This is a genomic window from Niabella aquatica, assembly GCF_054779315.1.
The window spans coordinates 13,976-28,890 of the sequence record NZ_BAAGYM010000003.1 but is presented as its reverse complement, the minus strand read 5'-3'; the positions used below and the strand labels follow the sequence as shown (position 1 = coordinate 28,890).

Below are 14,915 nucleotides of genomic sequence, written 5' to 3'. Positions count from 1 at the left end.
AAACGCTGATGAAGAAGCTGCTATTCATATTATCTTTTTTTTACTGGCTGGCTGCAGGGGCGCAGCAGTTCAATAATGAATGGATCGATCATTCTAAAACCTATTATAAATTTAAAGTAGGTACTACAGGGCTTTATCGTATACCTCAGTCTCTATTGGCCATGGCCAACCTGGCTAATACAGATGTGTCGCAATTCCAGCTATGGAGAAATGGCGAGGAAGTGCCTGTTTATACATCCAGCCAGGCGGGAATACTTGCTGCCGGGGGATATATAGAATTTTGGGGTGAGGCTAATGATGGCAGGCCCGACCGGGCATTGTATCGTAATATAAGTGACCAGATCAATAACAGCAAGAGCTTATTTACAGATAGTGCTGCTTATTTTTTAACCGTTAATCCTGCAGGTAATAATAAACGCTTAGTGCCCACTCCTAATAATATTCCGGCAGGTGCAACGGCAGAGCCTTATTTTATATATACTCATGGTATCTATCCTAATGAAACCATTCATCTCGGGCCTTACGCAGGAGAAGTTTCAAGCGCATCTTACTCTGCCTCTTTTGAGGGAGGGGAGGGATGGACCTCTAATGAGATAACAGAAAATCAGACAAAAAATTTACCGCAAACCGGTTTATATCCCTTTACGGGAAGTGGTGCGCCGGCTATGCAGGTAAATATGAATGTGGTAGGTAACAGTCCTAATAGCCGGGCGGTACAGATGCTGCTTAATAATACACAGGTTTTTAATGCTTCGCTGACCGGATTCTCCTATGCCAAACTATCGGCTACTTTACCGGTGTCTGTTTTAACAGGGGCTACTGAAAACATTTCAGTTAGTAATAATACTACAGGTCCTAACAACAGGATAAAGATCGGTTTTATTGAAATAAGCTATCCCCGTGCCTTTAATTTTGGAGGCGCCGCGAATTTCCGTTTTAAGGTAGCTGGAAATAGTACAGGGAAATACCTGGAAATCACAGGATTTAATTATTCTGGCGTACCGGTATTGTACGACCTGGCTAACGGACGGCGTTATGAGGGTAATGTAACCAATCCGTCGCTTGTGAAAGTATATGTGCAGGCTGCCACCACCGCGCCAGACCTGGTATTGGTCAACCAGGCGGCTTCCAATATTAAAACGGTTTCAAATCTTGAAGTAAGAAACTTTACTAACTACCTGGTACCGGCTAACCAGGGCAATTACCTGATTATTACTCATAAGGTTATTTTAAACGGGGCTAACGGAACCCAGCCTGTTGAGGAATACAGGGCCTATCGCAGTTCTGCTGCAGGAGGTGGTTACAATGCGAAAATTTATATGATAGATGAGCTTGCTGATCAGTTTGCTTATGGAATTAAGGGCAGTCCGCTCAGTGTTAGAAACTTCCTGAGATTTGCCCGCAGCCGGTTTTCTGCCCCCCTTCAAAGCGCATTTATTATGGGCAGGGGGGTTAAATATACGTCGGCGAGGTATAATGAATCAGATCCGGTGACAGACAGGTTAAATCTTATACCTACTTTTGGAGAGCCTGCATCAGATATATTACTAGCGGCAGAAGGCGCTAGTTCTATACCTCTGACACCGATAGGTCGTGTATCGGTTACGAACGGTAATGAATTAGCTGTTTACCTGGAAAAGATAAAGCAGTACGAGGCGCATTTGTCACCTGACCCAGCCGTTGAAGCCAGTACCTGGAAGAAGAATATAATACATATGGTAGGTTCCAGCGAGCAGGCCCTGATTGATCAGCTCTACAGCTACCTGAATGTAGAAAAAAAAGTTATACAAGATACACTGTATGGTGCTACTGTATATGATTTTGTAAAAAGCGCCATACCTGGATCTGAGCAAACAGCTGCACAGCGGCTGCGGGCTCTTATAAATGAGGGCGTTAGTCTGCTTACTTATTTCGGGCATTCAGCAGCTACAACTTTAGTATTTAATATAGAGAACCCCGAAGAATACTCGAATCAGGGTAAATACCCTGTATTTCATATGATGGGGTGTAACGTGGGTGATATATTCATTTGGGATAAAACCAGGCTTACCAATATCACCACGATTTCAGAAAAATATTTATTTGCCAAAGAAAGAGGTAGTATAGGCATGATGGCGGGTACGAGCCTGGGGCGTGTAGGCTCTCTGCAACTCTATAACCGGGAGCTGTATAAATTATTATCCGGCAAGGGGTACGGGCTTACACTAGGTGAGCTGATGCAAAAAACAGCTACGAACGCATTTGCTGTTTCAGGTGGCGAATCCGATCCGTATAACCGGGCGCAAAATGAGGAATATACATTAAATGGAGACCCGGCGATCCGCTTATACCAGTTCGCTAAGCCGGATTATGCCATTGAAGATGCTATGGTAACGGTAACCCCGGCTATTGTTTCTGTTACAGAACCCAACTTTACTATAAAGGCTAGAATAGCTAACCTTGGAAAAGCTGTCGATAATAAACTGATTGTTGAGTTAAAAAGAACCTTTCCCGATCTATCTGTAAAAGTAATAAAAAGAGATACGATTGCCGGAGTGCGTTATATGGACTCGCTCAACTACCAGATAAATATCGATCCAATGATAGATAAAGGAGCCAGCAAGTTTACTATTACCCTAGACCCGGAGAATGCTGTTGACGAATTGTTTGAGACGAATAATACGATTACCAAAGAGGTATTTATTTATGAAGATGATATCAAACCAGTATTCCCTTATAATTATTCCATTATAAATCGCCAGGATATTGTTTTAGCAGCATCTACAGGTAATCCTTTTGCCGGGTCAAGAAGCTATATCATGGAGATGGATACCACAAAACTATTTAATTCGTCATTGAAAATTTCGCAAACAAAGGTTTCTTCCGGAGGTGTTATAGAATTCACGCCTGGTACTACTTTTAAAGACAGTACGGTTTATTACTGGCGCGTGTCAGCAGTGCCTGCATCACCATCCGATCAGCAGGTTTGGAACAGCGCCTCCTTCACTTATATTGCGGGTGACATTGCGGGATTTAGCCAGTCCCATTATCAGCAATTTGATGCAGGGCTTTTTGAAAATATAAGTATGACAGCTCCTGGCAGGCTCTCGTTCGATAGTCTCAGGTCAGAAATTATCATCAGGAATGTGGTGGTAACACCCGGATCTTCAGTGCCATTAGTGGATGTTTCTTTACAAATAGATGGCATCATTGTACAGCAGGGCACTATAGCCGATCCTGCTCCTGGTAAAAATCCTCATGAAAATTCGCTGCGTTTTTATCTGATAGATAACAGGAACTTAAAAGCGGTGAATAACCGGGACCTGGGAACCTCCGGTCTATACGGCAGCTATCGGCCGATTGCACGATCCCAGGGTTCTATCCCATATTTTTTCCAGTTTGATATTAGCAGCGTGGAAAGCAGGAAAACAGTGATGGCCTTTTTAGACTCTATTCCTGATGGCTTTTTTGTTGGAATAACGAGCAACCTGCGCGGCCCAACCATATTACCTTCGGTTTGGGAGTCGGATACTGCTGTGTTAGGTTCGGGAGTTTCCCTGTACCATAGATTTAAGGAAATCGGTTTGACAGCTATAGATGAAGTAAAGTCATTTGTACCCTATATATTTATCTATCAAAAAGGGAAACCAATGCCATTGGCACAGGAGGTGGGAAATACCGGTGTTTTAGAGGTTCGTACCATTGTTCCGGTAAGTGGCACAACAGGGACTGTAAAGTCACCAGTATTCACAAGGTCTGCCTCCTGGAAAAAGATAGTATGGAATGGTTATAGCCTCGAAAGCCCGGCTACTGACACTGCCTTTGTTTCCATTATCGGAATAGATAAGAACGGTCAGGAAGCAGAGCTTATGAAAGATCTCCCTGTTTCACAAAAGGAGGCTGATTTATCTGGTATTAATGCCGCAATCTACCCGGGTTTGAGAATAGTTATGCGTAGTACCGATGCCGAGAATAGGTCTCCTTACCAGCTTAAATACTGGAGTTTGTATGGCACTTCTGTTCCTGAAGGTGCTATTGCTCCCAACCTTTATTACAGTGCCAGGGACACTGTAGAAGCCGGAGAACCGCTCAATATGGGCGTTGCATTTAAAAATGTAAGCCCTCATAATTTTGACAGTTTATCGGTGAAACTTTCTATCCGTGACCAAAATAATGTGGAGCGTATTATTCCTGTTCCTAAGGTAAAACCGTTAACCACGGGAGATACAACTAAAGTAAATGTTTCGCTGGATACCCGGTCCTTTACGGGAAATAACCTGGTATTTTTAGAGTTTAATCCTGATGGCGGCTATCACCAGCCGGAGCAGCATCAGTTCAATAATTTTATCAGTAAGAATTTCTATGTGCGCGGAGATTCAACAAGCCCTTATCTGGATGTAACATTTGATGGTGTCCATATCCTGAACCGGGATATTATATCAGGTAAACCTCAGATATTAATGAAGTTGACAGATGATGCTAAATATTTATTACTGAACAATACAGATCTGGTAAAAGTTCAATTAAAACATCCGGATGGTATAACCAGGGATTACCGGTTTAATAGTGACACATTGATTTTAACACCTCCTGCTCCGAATGATGAAAGTAATACGGCTACAATTAGCTTTAAACCTCATTTATCAGAGGATGGCGAATATGAACTGATCGTAAGCGCTAAAGATCAAAGCGGTAATAAAACCGGTTTAGCCGATTATCGCATAGCTTTCCAGGTGATTAATAAGCCTATGATCTCTAACCTGCTGAATTATCCCAATCCGTTCACCACCTCAACGGCTTTTGTGTTCACTTTAACGGGATCAGAAATTCCACAGAACATAAGGATTCAGATATTGACCGTAACCGGCAAAATTGTACGGGAAATAACCAAGGCCGAGTTAGGCCCGTTGCGCATCGGCAGAAATATTACCGAGTTTAAATGGGATGGAACTGACCAGTACGGCCAAAAGCTGGCCAATGGTGTTTATTTGTACCGGGTACTTACCAATCTTAACGGCAAAGCACTAGACAAGTATAAGGCCGCAGGCGATAACACCGACAGATATTTCAATAAGGGGTACGGAAAGATGGTGCTGATAAGATAGGGAGTAATGAGCCAATCAATTAAAGGTCTGAAAGTTTAAAAGGTTTAGAGTTGCCACTGTTACGTGTTGAATAGGTGGTGAAGGAGGGCTAAACAACAACGCAACGGCATAGCCGGTTCCAACCTCGTTTCGGGTTAGCTCATACATGCCGTTTAGCATGTTGTAATAATCGCAGTGGCCTGGATATGATATACATCCATTTGTATTTAAACTGAGTTTGGGGCGTATCATTATAATTGGGAGTAAGTATATATTTTATGATGGCCTTAGTAAGTTTAAGTTTTTCAGATACAGTTTTACGCAATAAAAAAGATGCTTTTAAAATAGCGCTTGTAGGTACGCGTTTGGCTGCTTTCTTTTTTAAAAGCCTGTGGATTATTTTTTCTCCCAATGCTGCGATCAGGTTCTGATTTGTTTGAAAAGAGAACCCATTGCTATTAACTCCCAAAAGCTGCTTCACTAAAGATCCATTAAGCGCGTAATAACCTCCTAACTTTTGCTCGAGCCGGTACTGCGTATCATGAGTGCATTTCTGCATCAGCACCGCAATATCCATCATACAGCGGAGGCTGGGGTATAAGTCAGATAATCCATGATTTAAGGTGATCAGCGGCAGGTAATCGCAGTTGGAAAACTCGTCACCGATCTGCCATTTGGAAGGAAGCATATCTTCAAAAGAAATATTCATAGCCAGGTAAGAACCTACCGGCCTGTAATGAAACTCATAGAGAAAAGTGCCATCCGGCGTTCTCTCATAACAGATCACATCCTTTTGATGAGCCAGGTAATCCTTCTGCGAACGGACAAATAATTCTTCTCCCTCTATTTTATATCCGTTTTCTTTTAATACAGAAACCAGCCGGGGTATATCTTTCTTTCTCACTATAAAATCCATGTCTCCGAACTCGCGTATTGAGAGGTGATTGTATAGCAGCTGTGATAAGTGAATACCTTTGTACAGCTGAACCGGTATGTTATGCTGTTTCATCAGCGATATCATTCGGGCTGCTTTTTGCTGGCAACGAAATGCATGCAGGCTATGGTTCAAAAAGAAATGTTTCAGCTGATCCTTAAATCGGAAGTTTGAATTATCAGAAATAACAGTTTCATATACAACAGGCCTGATACGATGTATTTTCGACAGCTCATATACGGTTTGCCAGTCTGGTGGATTCTGCTCCACAAAAATGCTCAGTTCTGAAGATCTTGCCGTTTTTAAGAATACCCTGCAACAAAGCAGGATCAGTGCAACTTCCTTACCATAGTTTCGCTTTATATTTTCTATAGGTATCATAGTTGCTGCATATTATAAAGCCTGGTAAATGTTCCGTTCTTATTAACGAGCTCATCAAACCGGCCTTCTTCTGTGATCCTGCCTTCCTCCATCACGTATAAATAATCTGCGATCTTTAAATTATATAGCCTATGAGTGATTAAAATAATCATTTTATTTTGGGCGAGTGATTTTAATTGGGAAAATATCTCAAACTCAGCCTGAGCATCTAATGCGCTGGTGGGTTCGTCTAATACAATAAGAGAAGTATTGTCTCTGTAGAACACCCTGGAGAGCGCTAACTTTTGCCATTGACCGCCACTTAATTGCTCGCTGCCTTCAAAGATACGTCCCATACGGGTTTGATAACCTTTAGATAGTTTTGAAATGAACCGGTCTGCTCCCGATAGCCGGGCGGCGGCCTGTACATCCTCTATAGTTTTGCCGGTGACTGGTTTACCCAAAATAATGTTTTCCTCGATGGTGAAAAAATATTTCTCAAAGTCCTGGAATAAAAACATCGTTTGCTGGCGGTAAGTATTGGCTGCAATATTTTTTAATTCAATGCCATCAAAAAGGATAGAGCCAGAGCTGGCTTCATATAATTTGGCCAGTAGTTTTATTAAGGTAGATTTTCCCGAACCGTTTTCACCAACTATTGCAATAATCTGTCCCGGTTTGCATTTCAGTGAAACATTCTGCAATACAGGTTTATTCTCGATATATTGGAAGTTAAGATTATCTACAACCAGCCCATGGCTTATGCCGGGAAACTGTTTTTGGTTTTTTAGGCCGCCCACGATCTTTATATCCAAAAAAGCAAACAGGTCCTGTAAAAAAATACGCTGCTGTAAAATTTGCACAACAGCCTGTAAAAAGTTTTTTGAATTATTTTGTAAGCTCTGGAACCCCTGTATATATATTACAAACAGGCCTAGGGTGATGGCGCCACCCAGTGCCTGCTTTGCCAGCAGGGCGAAAATAACAGCCATAGCAATAATCTCGGCAGCCTCGGCTATTAAGCTGTAATGGGTGAGCCGTTTGTTCAGCTGTTGCTTCTGAAGGCGGATATAACGGCGTATATGCTCAAATTTTTCTATAAAGAAAGAGCCGAAACCAAATACCCTGGTTTCTTTTGCAAAGCTTACTCCTGTTAGTATTTGATGCAGGTAATTAGCTTCCCTTTCAAGTGGAGTTAGCTTTCTTTCCTGCTGTATAGTGGCTATGCCAAAATACCATTTTATAATGGCCAGCGGAAGCGAAAATGCAATGAAGAGAATGGCAAAAAAAGATTGCATGCTTATAAACAGAAATAATAAAAAAAGCAATGCAAAGCCTGATGTAATAAAGGAGTTATAGCTGGTTAGCAGGCTTCCGGCCCTATACAGCGATTGCTGTTGTGCCAGGTGCAGGCTGTTATGGTACTCCGGATTCTCGTAATAATCGTAATTAACATGTATTGCTTTATGCAGTACCTGTTGCGATAAATGATCCGTGAGCTTTAGCTGGAAAATGGAATTGATGTAAGCGGCGTACTGCTGCACCACGGCCAGTAATAATTGGGCCGCTAAAAAAAATATGATTACAGGGAGTATTTCTGAAAAGGATTGCTTGCCGGTAACCTGCTCAATCAATATTTTTATAAAGTATAAAGACAAAACAGGGAGCAGTGCCTGAACTATGTGCAATGCAAAGCTTAATATAGCCAGGCTCCTGCTGGTTTGCCACAGCAGCATTAAAGAGCGCTTAATATTGCGCCTGAGATCTCTGGGATTAAATTTTTTTAATGTTATTGCCATTTGTTCCTGTAAATGCTTTGTACAACGTATTCTTCAGGATCACAAAAACCGGTTATCATTTTTCCACCGGCTATCGTCCAGGCATGTGCCTGTATCTCATTTTTTTCGTTATCTTTTTTAAATCCTATAAATATAAGACAGGGAATTCTATAAAAGTTACAAAGCAGTTTTGCCTGGTAGGCCTGGTGCCGGCAAACATTTTTCCACGGAATGTATTTATTTACGATTTGAATAGCCTTCGCTATGTTATTTGCTTTCCTTTCGGGTGTTTCGGCTTTCCTCCCCTTTATCCGAAACGACTCCTTTGGAAAAGAGGAGTAAGAAGGAAGGTCTGTCTTTTTCCCAAACTTTACATAGCGATTTAAAAAAGCGAACAGGAATCCTGTATAAATCGACAAGGCTATTGCCTGCAGTATCATTATTTTTAGTTGCGGCTGTAACCTGATAAACGTTTTTATTTTTTTCATCATGCTTCAATAACCAGCTTTTTCGCAAGAAAAATCTGGATAGTGCTATTTACGGCCTTTTCGCATTCATCAGCCGGGACATTGTATTCGTTTTCAAGCTGCTTTTTTATCTCTGCAGCAGAAGTATTGTTTTCAAGCCCTTTCAGGATTTTAAATGAAGTTTCGTTTAAAGAAAAATATTCATTGGTAGCACTGTTAAAAGCTACGCCTTCATTTCCTAATTGTGTTATCAACACATCGGCTGCATTAAACCTGTAATTCATACTACTAAGTTAATTATAATAATCTCTAATCAAAGTGAAGCTGCAAAAATAAGGCAAACTCTAAACCCTTTAGCAGGCACTGCATGCTAAAAGAATCAGTATAGGGCTGTGTTAAATACAATTTCCAGTTAGCCTCCAGTTTTTTAATATCAATATAGTGGCTGGCCGCAGCGCTCTGTTGTAGCGCATCGATTGCATTTGTAATTTCTTCATGTTGCGCTTTAACCCGATATGTAATATCAGCGCTTTGAAGGCCTGCCCTTTTTTCGAATAGTACGCTATCTGGAATTCTATTACGCATCATCCGCTTCACCAACATACGGTTGTTACCGCGCGCGTCAAAAAAAGCATCGTTAGGAATACGAAAGTGATACTCCATCACGTCCTGGTCTGCACAGGGATCTCGCAATTCAAAACCATAATATTGACCATACGCAGCGCCAAACAGGCTCCTGGTATTATATAGCGTTATAAAAGTTTCTTTTACTTCTGCTATATCCTTTACAGTGCGTTGAAAATCTTTATCGTTTGATAACAGATCATTCACAATATCGTACTTGTGCAATACGCTTTCTTGGACAAAAACACTGGAAATATAGCGTTTAAGCTTGTTATTGCTGCGTTTTCTTTTTTCAAAATACCCAGGTAAAAAAGTTTTTACCAGAGGTTTTGCGATACGGCTTCTAAAATAGGGGTAAGGGTTATTGGCCAGCATCTTCCAACTTAGCGGTAACAGGCTACGGCTTCCGGCAAAGGAAATACTGCCATTTCCTCCTTCTCCGCTCAGCAAAGCGCCAAAGCCTTGCTGTACGGCACTGCCGTATAAATCCTGAAGCCAGAACAGGTTAGCAGCGGCATGAGCTGGCGCGTCGGAAATGTTCATAAAATCAAGCATCCCCTTTAGAACACTCCCATTTTTCGAGTTTAAAAGAAGGGGGTCTATATTACCCGATGCCTCAACTATTTGCAGGATCAGGGGTGTTTCATCCAGTACCCGATTTTCCTTTCCTTTGTCCTGCCACAATTCGCTGGCGTAAAGAGGGACGTGACTAAAAGTAACCAGGCGTTTATTTTTTAGCTTTAGCAGGTCTGCGGTAACAAAGCTCACCGTACTGCTGTCTAGTCCGCCACTGAGCATAGATGCAACGGGTTTATAACTGCGTAGCCTCGATTGAACAGCTCCGGTAAATATATCCAGCATCTCCGTGGCGTAATCCTGCTTGTTTTTATAATGCAATAGCTGGCTGTTTTGTGGCTGCCAGTATTTTCGAGTGGAGAGGGATCGATCCTTTTTTACAGTAAGCGTATGAGCGACCGGCAGCGAATATATATTTTCGAAAAAAGTGGTGTGAACGGTCCGGCTGGTATGATCCCACAGGGTGAGTGCTCTTAACCAGTGCTCTTCATTCAACTGTTTTTTATAACGAGGTAGTGCCAGAAGGCCTTTAACAGACGAGCCAAAATAAAAACCAGTATCATCCTGGTAGTAATACAGGCTGGTATAACCCATAGGATCCCGTGCGATGAATAATTCCTGCTCCTTATAATCAAAAACTGCAAAACTCCAATCTCCCCTTAAATGGTGCACACATTCCTTCTCCCATTTTAGATAGGCATGGATCATGAGTTGCCCATCTGTAAAGCTATCGCTGGCTGTAATGGCCAGGCTATTGAAAAGCCGATCCCGGTTATCAATACGGCCCTGGGTTACCAACAAAAGCTGTCTTTCCGGCAGGTACACTGGCATTTGTTCATATATGGCCTGCGGCGTATTAAGCGTAAGTATATGTCCGAAACCAACCTGCTCTAGTGCCCGGAAGCTATGCGATTCCTGCGGCAAACCCGCCAGACCGTTATACATATATTCGAGAGTGATGTACAGGGGGCTTTTTTCTGTATATTGCTTTTCTGTGTATTGCCAGGTACCGAAAACTAAACTCATAAATAAGGAAATATACGAATGAACGCCAGGGAGAATTTCTAAGTTATCTTGAAGTGGGTTTGATTCTCATATTGGTCTGCCTCTGTCAGAATGATACTTGTCAGATTCGCGGATGATTCGTTCAGCCAGGCTCGGATTATTCATTCATCCAAATGGGATGACAAGATTTTCTGAAACTGTCGCCCGTTGAAATGTTTCGTTCGCCTGCGGTCAAATGGTATTTATCTGATTAAAAATGAGAGATATACGAATGAGCCAGGTACGAATAAAGCATAAAAAAAGCAGAGAATTACCCTGCTGTATTAAATTAATAAATTACCTGCTACAGGAAAATGCTAAGCTGGCCCTGAAAATCCTGTTGAATTTGCATCACCCTCACCACCAGCTCCGTTATTCACTTCAATTGGCGCTATCTCGGGTGCTATCCATTGTTTTTTTACTTCCATGATTGCTAAGGTTTAATGTTTAAAAAAAGTTAACTTTATTCAACCGCAAATTAAATCAACAAAGTCATTTTGCAAAATTTTTTTTATGATGACAGAGAATTCAGTAAAGCTATCCCGGTTCTCAGGGCGTATGGCCCGGATACAGGGTACCTTATTTAATACCTGGCTTACTATATTAAATTGCAGCCTGGTCTTTTGCATGGCGGGCGTCCATCGGGCGCCAAAAACATTGTTAGACAGTGCAGTAAAAGCTTCTGCATTTTTAATAGGAGTTATCTGTATTTCAGTTCCTTCTTTTTTAAGGAAAATGATCTGTACCACTTCAGCCGGTTCAGGTGTAAAAGTGCTGTGGAAGGAAAAACCATATTTCGGCCGCTGGTCATCTGCGTAAACCTTTTGCTTTTCATCCTCATTTAATAAAGTTTGTTCAACTATTGTTTTTTCCCATAGGCGCATCATAGGGTAGGAGGCTTGTGCGTAACATTTGCCGTTTTCGATATATAAAACAGCAGTGTCATCTGTAAAAGGAGCATAACCTAGCTCCTGCAATTTTACCGCCAGGGTAGATTTGCCCGTACCGGAGTCTGCAGCAAACAGCGCTACTTTCCCCGGCCCTGTAAAAACGCCGGATACATGAAAAGATACGAGGTTGCGCTGCAACAAGATGGCAGTAAGTGCGGTATTATAAATATAGATAAGCTGCCCCTGGTAGTCCGCATTCACGGGTTCCATAATTATTTCCCTCCCGTCAGATACATACAGTTTTATTTTCCCGGGAATAATGCAGCTTAATTCATTTGCCGTGCAACGGGTAAAAGGAGTGGCCTGCACGGCACCGGGAATTTCTTTGGGCACAGCGCCCAACTTTACATATACCGGGTCTTTCATAAGTTCGGCCGCTTTTAAAGGCAGCAGCGCCGGTAACTCAATTTCAGAAATAACAGGAATTCCAAAGGCCAGGTAATGATACATCATGAATTGTCTATTGAATATTTGCGATTCGGTTGAAGCTGCAAACGTACATAAAAGGTTGTCAGAAAAAATAGTACAACAGAAAAGAATATGCGCTTTACGATATTTTATACCGGGGTTGATCACCTGGAACCTCTTACTGCCATTTTTACATAATATACTGAAGGGCCTGCGGTTATAAAAAGTGTATCCCTGTTCTTTCCTCCAAAGCAAACATTGGCCGTCCATTTTTCAGGAACAGGAATGTGGGCGATTTTTTTACCTGCCGGATCATATACCGTAACTCCGTTGCCGGTAAGATAAAGATTGCCTTTTTCGTCTAATGTGATCCCATCCGATCCCTCGGATACCAACAACGTTTTTCCTGACAGGCTTCCATCGGGGTTGATGGTGAATTTGTAGGTTTTACTGTCTCCGATATCCGCAACAAACAAATATGTACCATCGGCAGAACCAACAATACCATTAGGTTTCACAAGATCGCTGATAACTGTTGCCGGCTGGTGAGCTCCTTTAGGAAGGTAATAAACATTTTCTTCCTTTATTTCCTGCTCTTTGTTGGCCCAGTAATCACGTTGATAGTAAGGATCAGTAAAATAGATACCGCCTTTTTTATCGATCCACAGGTCGTTGGGGCCGTTCAGTTTCTTCCCTTTTACCTTTCCAAGTAATACTTTTACGGTATGCCCCCTTTTATCAATGGACCATATCTCGTTGTGTTCATCAGCACAGGCAATAATATTTCCTTTGGCATCAATAGCCAGCCCGTTTGAGCGGCCGGCGTTCTTTTTAAACTCCCAAAGCACGGTGGTTTCCGGGCTGTAACGCCAGATCCTGTTATTAGGCTGATCGGTAAAATATACGTTGCCCTCTTTGTCCGCTACCGGCCCTTCGGTAAAAGAGAACTGCTGTTTTATCTTCATCAGGGGCTCAAATCTGCTGGCTACAATACCGGTTGTATCGAAAAAAGCACCGGGTTGAGCCGAAAGCTGATGAAAAAAACAAATGAATAACGCAAAAAGAATGTATTTCATCTGTGTGTTTTTATTGTTTTTAATTGCCTGGATGGAATTCGCTAATGGAATTCCTGGAACATCTTTTGGGGGCATGAAATTTTTTATAGCTCCCTTTCAGACTGTAAATGTATACATCATGCCTTCAAATCAGCCAAATTAGCTTACTGATCGTATAGTTTTTTGCTCTTCCGGTAAACTTTTCAACATTTCAATTAATTATCTTACCTTTGCACCCCCAATCAGTTCTTTTAGGTTTTTCACGCTACGTAATGTGGTGTGAAACAGAGGAATTTGGGAGTTCTGATAACTATCAGGACGCTTGAACCAATAAATCGTTAAAAAATGGCAAAAGAAATCTCCGGCTTTGTAAAGCTGCAGTGCAAGGGTGGTCAGGCCAATCCTGCACCTCCAATTGGTCCGGCGCTGGGTTCCAAAGGTGTTAACATCATGGAATTCTGTAAGCAATTCAATGCGCGCACACAGGACAAACCAGGAAAAGTACTTCCTGTATTAATCACAGTTTATTCCGACAAAAGTTTTGACTTTGTAATCAAAACCCCTCCTGCTGCTGTACAGCTGATGGAGGCGGCTAAAATTCAAAAAGGTTCTAAAGAAAGCAACCGTGCTAAAGTAGGGAAAGTTACCTGGGAGCAGGTAGAGGCTATCGCAAAAGATAAAATGCCCGACCTGAACTGCTTCACTGCCGAAAGCGCTATGAAAATGGTAGCCGGTACCGCACGTAGTATGGGATTAACTGTAGAAGGTAAAGCCCCCTGGGAAAATTAATCCCGTTCTTCCTCATTCTCCGTTTGAAACAGGAGAAAGGAACTTCTCAAAACCTTTAAAAGAATTACAATGGCAATTACAAAGAAAAGAAAAGCTGTAAATTCCAAAGTAGATGCCAATAAGGCGTACACGCTAAGCGAAGCATCTGCATTGGTGAAAGAAATAAATATTGCAAAATTCGATGCGTCTGTAGACCTGCACGTACGTTTAGGGGTAGATCCTAAAAAAGCAGACCAGGCGATCCGTGGTACGGTTACTTTACCCCACGGTACCGGTAAAACAAAAAGAGTATTAGTACTTTGCACTCCCGATAAGGAAGCTGCAGCTAAAGAAGCTGGTGCAGACCATGTGGGATTAGACGAGTATATCCAAAAAATTGAAAGCGGCTGGACAGATATTGACGTAGTAATTGCTACGCCTGCCGTAATGCCTAAAATTGGTAAGTTAGGTAAAGTATTAGGGCCGCGAAACCTGATGCCCAATCCTAAAACCGGTACTGTAACCAACGATGTTGCAGCTGCTGTAAACGAGGTGAAAGGCGGTAAAATTGCTTTCAAGGTAGATAAAGCGGGGATCATTCACGCATCCATCGGCCGTGTAAGTTTCTCTGCAGAGAAAATTGCCCAAAACGGTCAGGAGCTGATCAATGCCCTGATCAAAGCAAAACCTTCTACAGCAAAAGGTATTTATTTAAGAGGTATCAGTATGGCCAGCACCATGAGCCCGGGTATTGCTTTAGATACAAAAAGCTTTGTTCACTAATAGTTGTTTAGCTACCCGCTGCAGTATATGTGGCATCGCTCTTGCGTCGCAATCACTTCATCTGCAGTACAACGATCAGCAGGTAAAACAACCGTAACAATTTTA

The 14,915-nt window shown here is 42.0% G+C and carries 10 protein-coding genes; 3 read left to right on the top strand and 7 right to left on the bottom strand.

Annotated features, from left to right (window positions below):
- Window positions 1-8: 8 nt before the first annotated feature.
- Window positions 9-5,084 (top strand): putative type IX secretion system sortase PorU2, encoded by a 5,076-nt coding sequence (porU2, locus tag ACYVBM_RS01600; RefSeq protein WP_460683859.1) that lies wholly within the window; start codon window positions 9-11, stop codon window positions 5,082-5,084.
- 139 nt (window positions 5,085-5,223) lie between these two features.
- On the opposite strand, the gene ACYVBM_RS01595 is transcribed toward porU2, so the two are convergent.
- From ACYVBM_RS01595 to ACYVBM_RS01565, 7 genes are all read right to left on the bottom strand, one after another.
- Entirely contained in the window at window positions 5,224-6,378 is a 1,155-nt protein-coding gene (locus ACYVBM_RS01595; RefSeq protein WP_460683858.1) for a nucleotidyltransferase family protein, read from the bottom strand.
- Window positions 6,375-8,156: an ABC transporter ATP-binding protein gene (locus ACYVBM_RS01590; protein WP_460683857.1), complete on the bottom strand. Its 1,782-nt coding sequence runs from the start codon at window positions 8,154-8,156 to the stop codon at window positions 6,375-6,377. Before ACYVBM_RS01590 ends, ACYVBM_RS01595 begins: the two co-directional genes overlap by 4 nt.
- A complete protein-coding gene (locus tag ACYVBM_RS01585; RefSeq protein WP_460683856.1) occupies window positions 8,147-8,626 on the bottom strand; it encodes a lasso peptide biosynthesis B2 protein in 480 nt (159 codons plus the stop codon). Before ACYVBM_RS01585 ends, ACYVBM_RS01590 begins: the two co-directional genes overlap by 10 nt.
- On the bottom strand, window positions 8,623-8,886 hold the full coding sequence (locus tag ACYVBM_RS01580) for a PqqD family protein (protein WP_460683855.1): 264 nt from the start codon (window positions 8,884-8,886) through the stop codon (window positions 8,623-8,625). Before ACYVBM_RS01580 ends, ACYVBM_RS01585 begins: the two co-directional genes overlap by 4 nt.
- A 25-nt stretch (window positions 8,887-8,911) precedes the next feature.
- Window positions 8,912-10,828, bottom strand: coding sequence for an asparagine synthetase B family protein (locus ACYVBM_RS01575; RefSeq protein ID WP_460683854.1), 1,917 nt, complete (start codon window positions 10,826-10,828; stop codon window positions 8,912-8,914).
- A gap of 485 nt (window positions 10,829-11,313) precedes the next feature.
- Window positions 11,314-12,249, bottom strand: coding sequence for a hypothetical protein (locus ACYVBM_RS01570; RefSeq protein WP_460683853.1), 936 nt, complete (start codon window positions 12,247-12,249; stop codon window positions 11,314-11,316).
- Between the two features lie 119 nt (window positions 12,250-12,368).
- Complete coding sequence (locus ACYVBM_RS01565) at window positions 12,369-13,280, bottom strand: SMP-30/gluconolactonase/LRE family protein (protein WP_460683852.1); 912 nt, start codon at window positions 13,278-13,280, stop codon at window positions 12,369-12,371.
- Between the two features lie 324 nt (window positions 13,281-13,604).
- Between ACYVBM_RS01565 and rplK the strand changes: the two genes are divergently transcribed.
- Window positions 13,605-14,048 carry a 50S ribosomal protein L11 gene (rplK, locus tag ACYVBM_RS01560; protein ID WP_460683851.1) on the top strand — a complete coding sequence of 148 codons (444 nt, stop codon included), beginning with the start codon at window positions 13,605-13,607 and terminating at the stop codon, window positions 14,046-14,048.
- A gap of 69 nt (window positions 14,049-14,117) precedes the next feature.
- Entirely contained in the window at window positions 14,118-14,810 is a 693-nt protein-coding gene (gene rplA / locus ACYVBM_RS01555; RefSeq protein WP_460683850.1) for a 50S ribosomal protein L1, read from the top strand.
- Window positions 14,811-14,915: the final 105 nt, after the last annotated feature.

Coding starts and splice junctions, on each gene's coding strand:
- porU2 (WP_460683859.1), top strand. CDS start 9: ATGAAGAAGCTGCTATTCATATTATCTTTTTTTTACTGGCTGGCTGCA.
- ACYVBM_RS01595 (WP_460683858.1), bottom strand. CDS start 6,378: ATGATACCTATAGAAAATATAAAGCGAAACTATGGTAAGGAAGTTGCA.
- ACYVBM_RS01590 (WP_460683857.1), bottom strand. CDS start 8,156: ATGGCAATAACATTAAAAAAATTTAATCCCAGAGATCTCAGGCGCAAT.
- ACYVBM_RS01585 (WP_460683856.1), bottom strand. CDS start 8,626: ATGATGAAAAAAATAAAAACGTTTATCAGGTTACAGCCGCAACTAAAA.
- ACYVBM_RS01580 (WP_460683855.1), bottom strand. CDS start 8,886: ATGAATTACAGGTTTAATGCAGCCGATGTGTTGATAACACAATTAGGA.
- ACYVBM_RS01575 (WP_460683854.1), bottom strand. CDS start 10,828: ATGAGTTTAGTTTTCGGTACCTGGCAATACACAGAAAAGCAATATACA.
- ACYVBM_RS01570 (WP_460683853.1), bottom strand. CDS start 12,249: ATGATGTATCATTACCTGGCCTTTGGAATTCCTGTTATTTCTGAAATT.
- ACYVBM_RS01565 (WP_460683852.1), bottom strand. CDS start 13,280: ATGAAATACATTCTTTTTGCGTTATTCATTTGTTTTTTTCATCAGCTT.
- rplK (WP_460683851.1), top strand. CDS start 13,605: ATGGCAAAAGAAATCTCCGGCTTTGTAAAGCTGCAGTGCAAGGGTGGT.
- rplA (WP_460683850.1), top strand. CDS start 14,118: ATGGCAATTACAAAGAAAAGAAAAGCTGTAAATTCCAAAGTAGATGCC.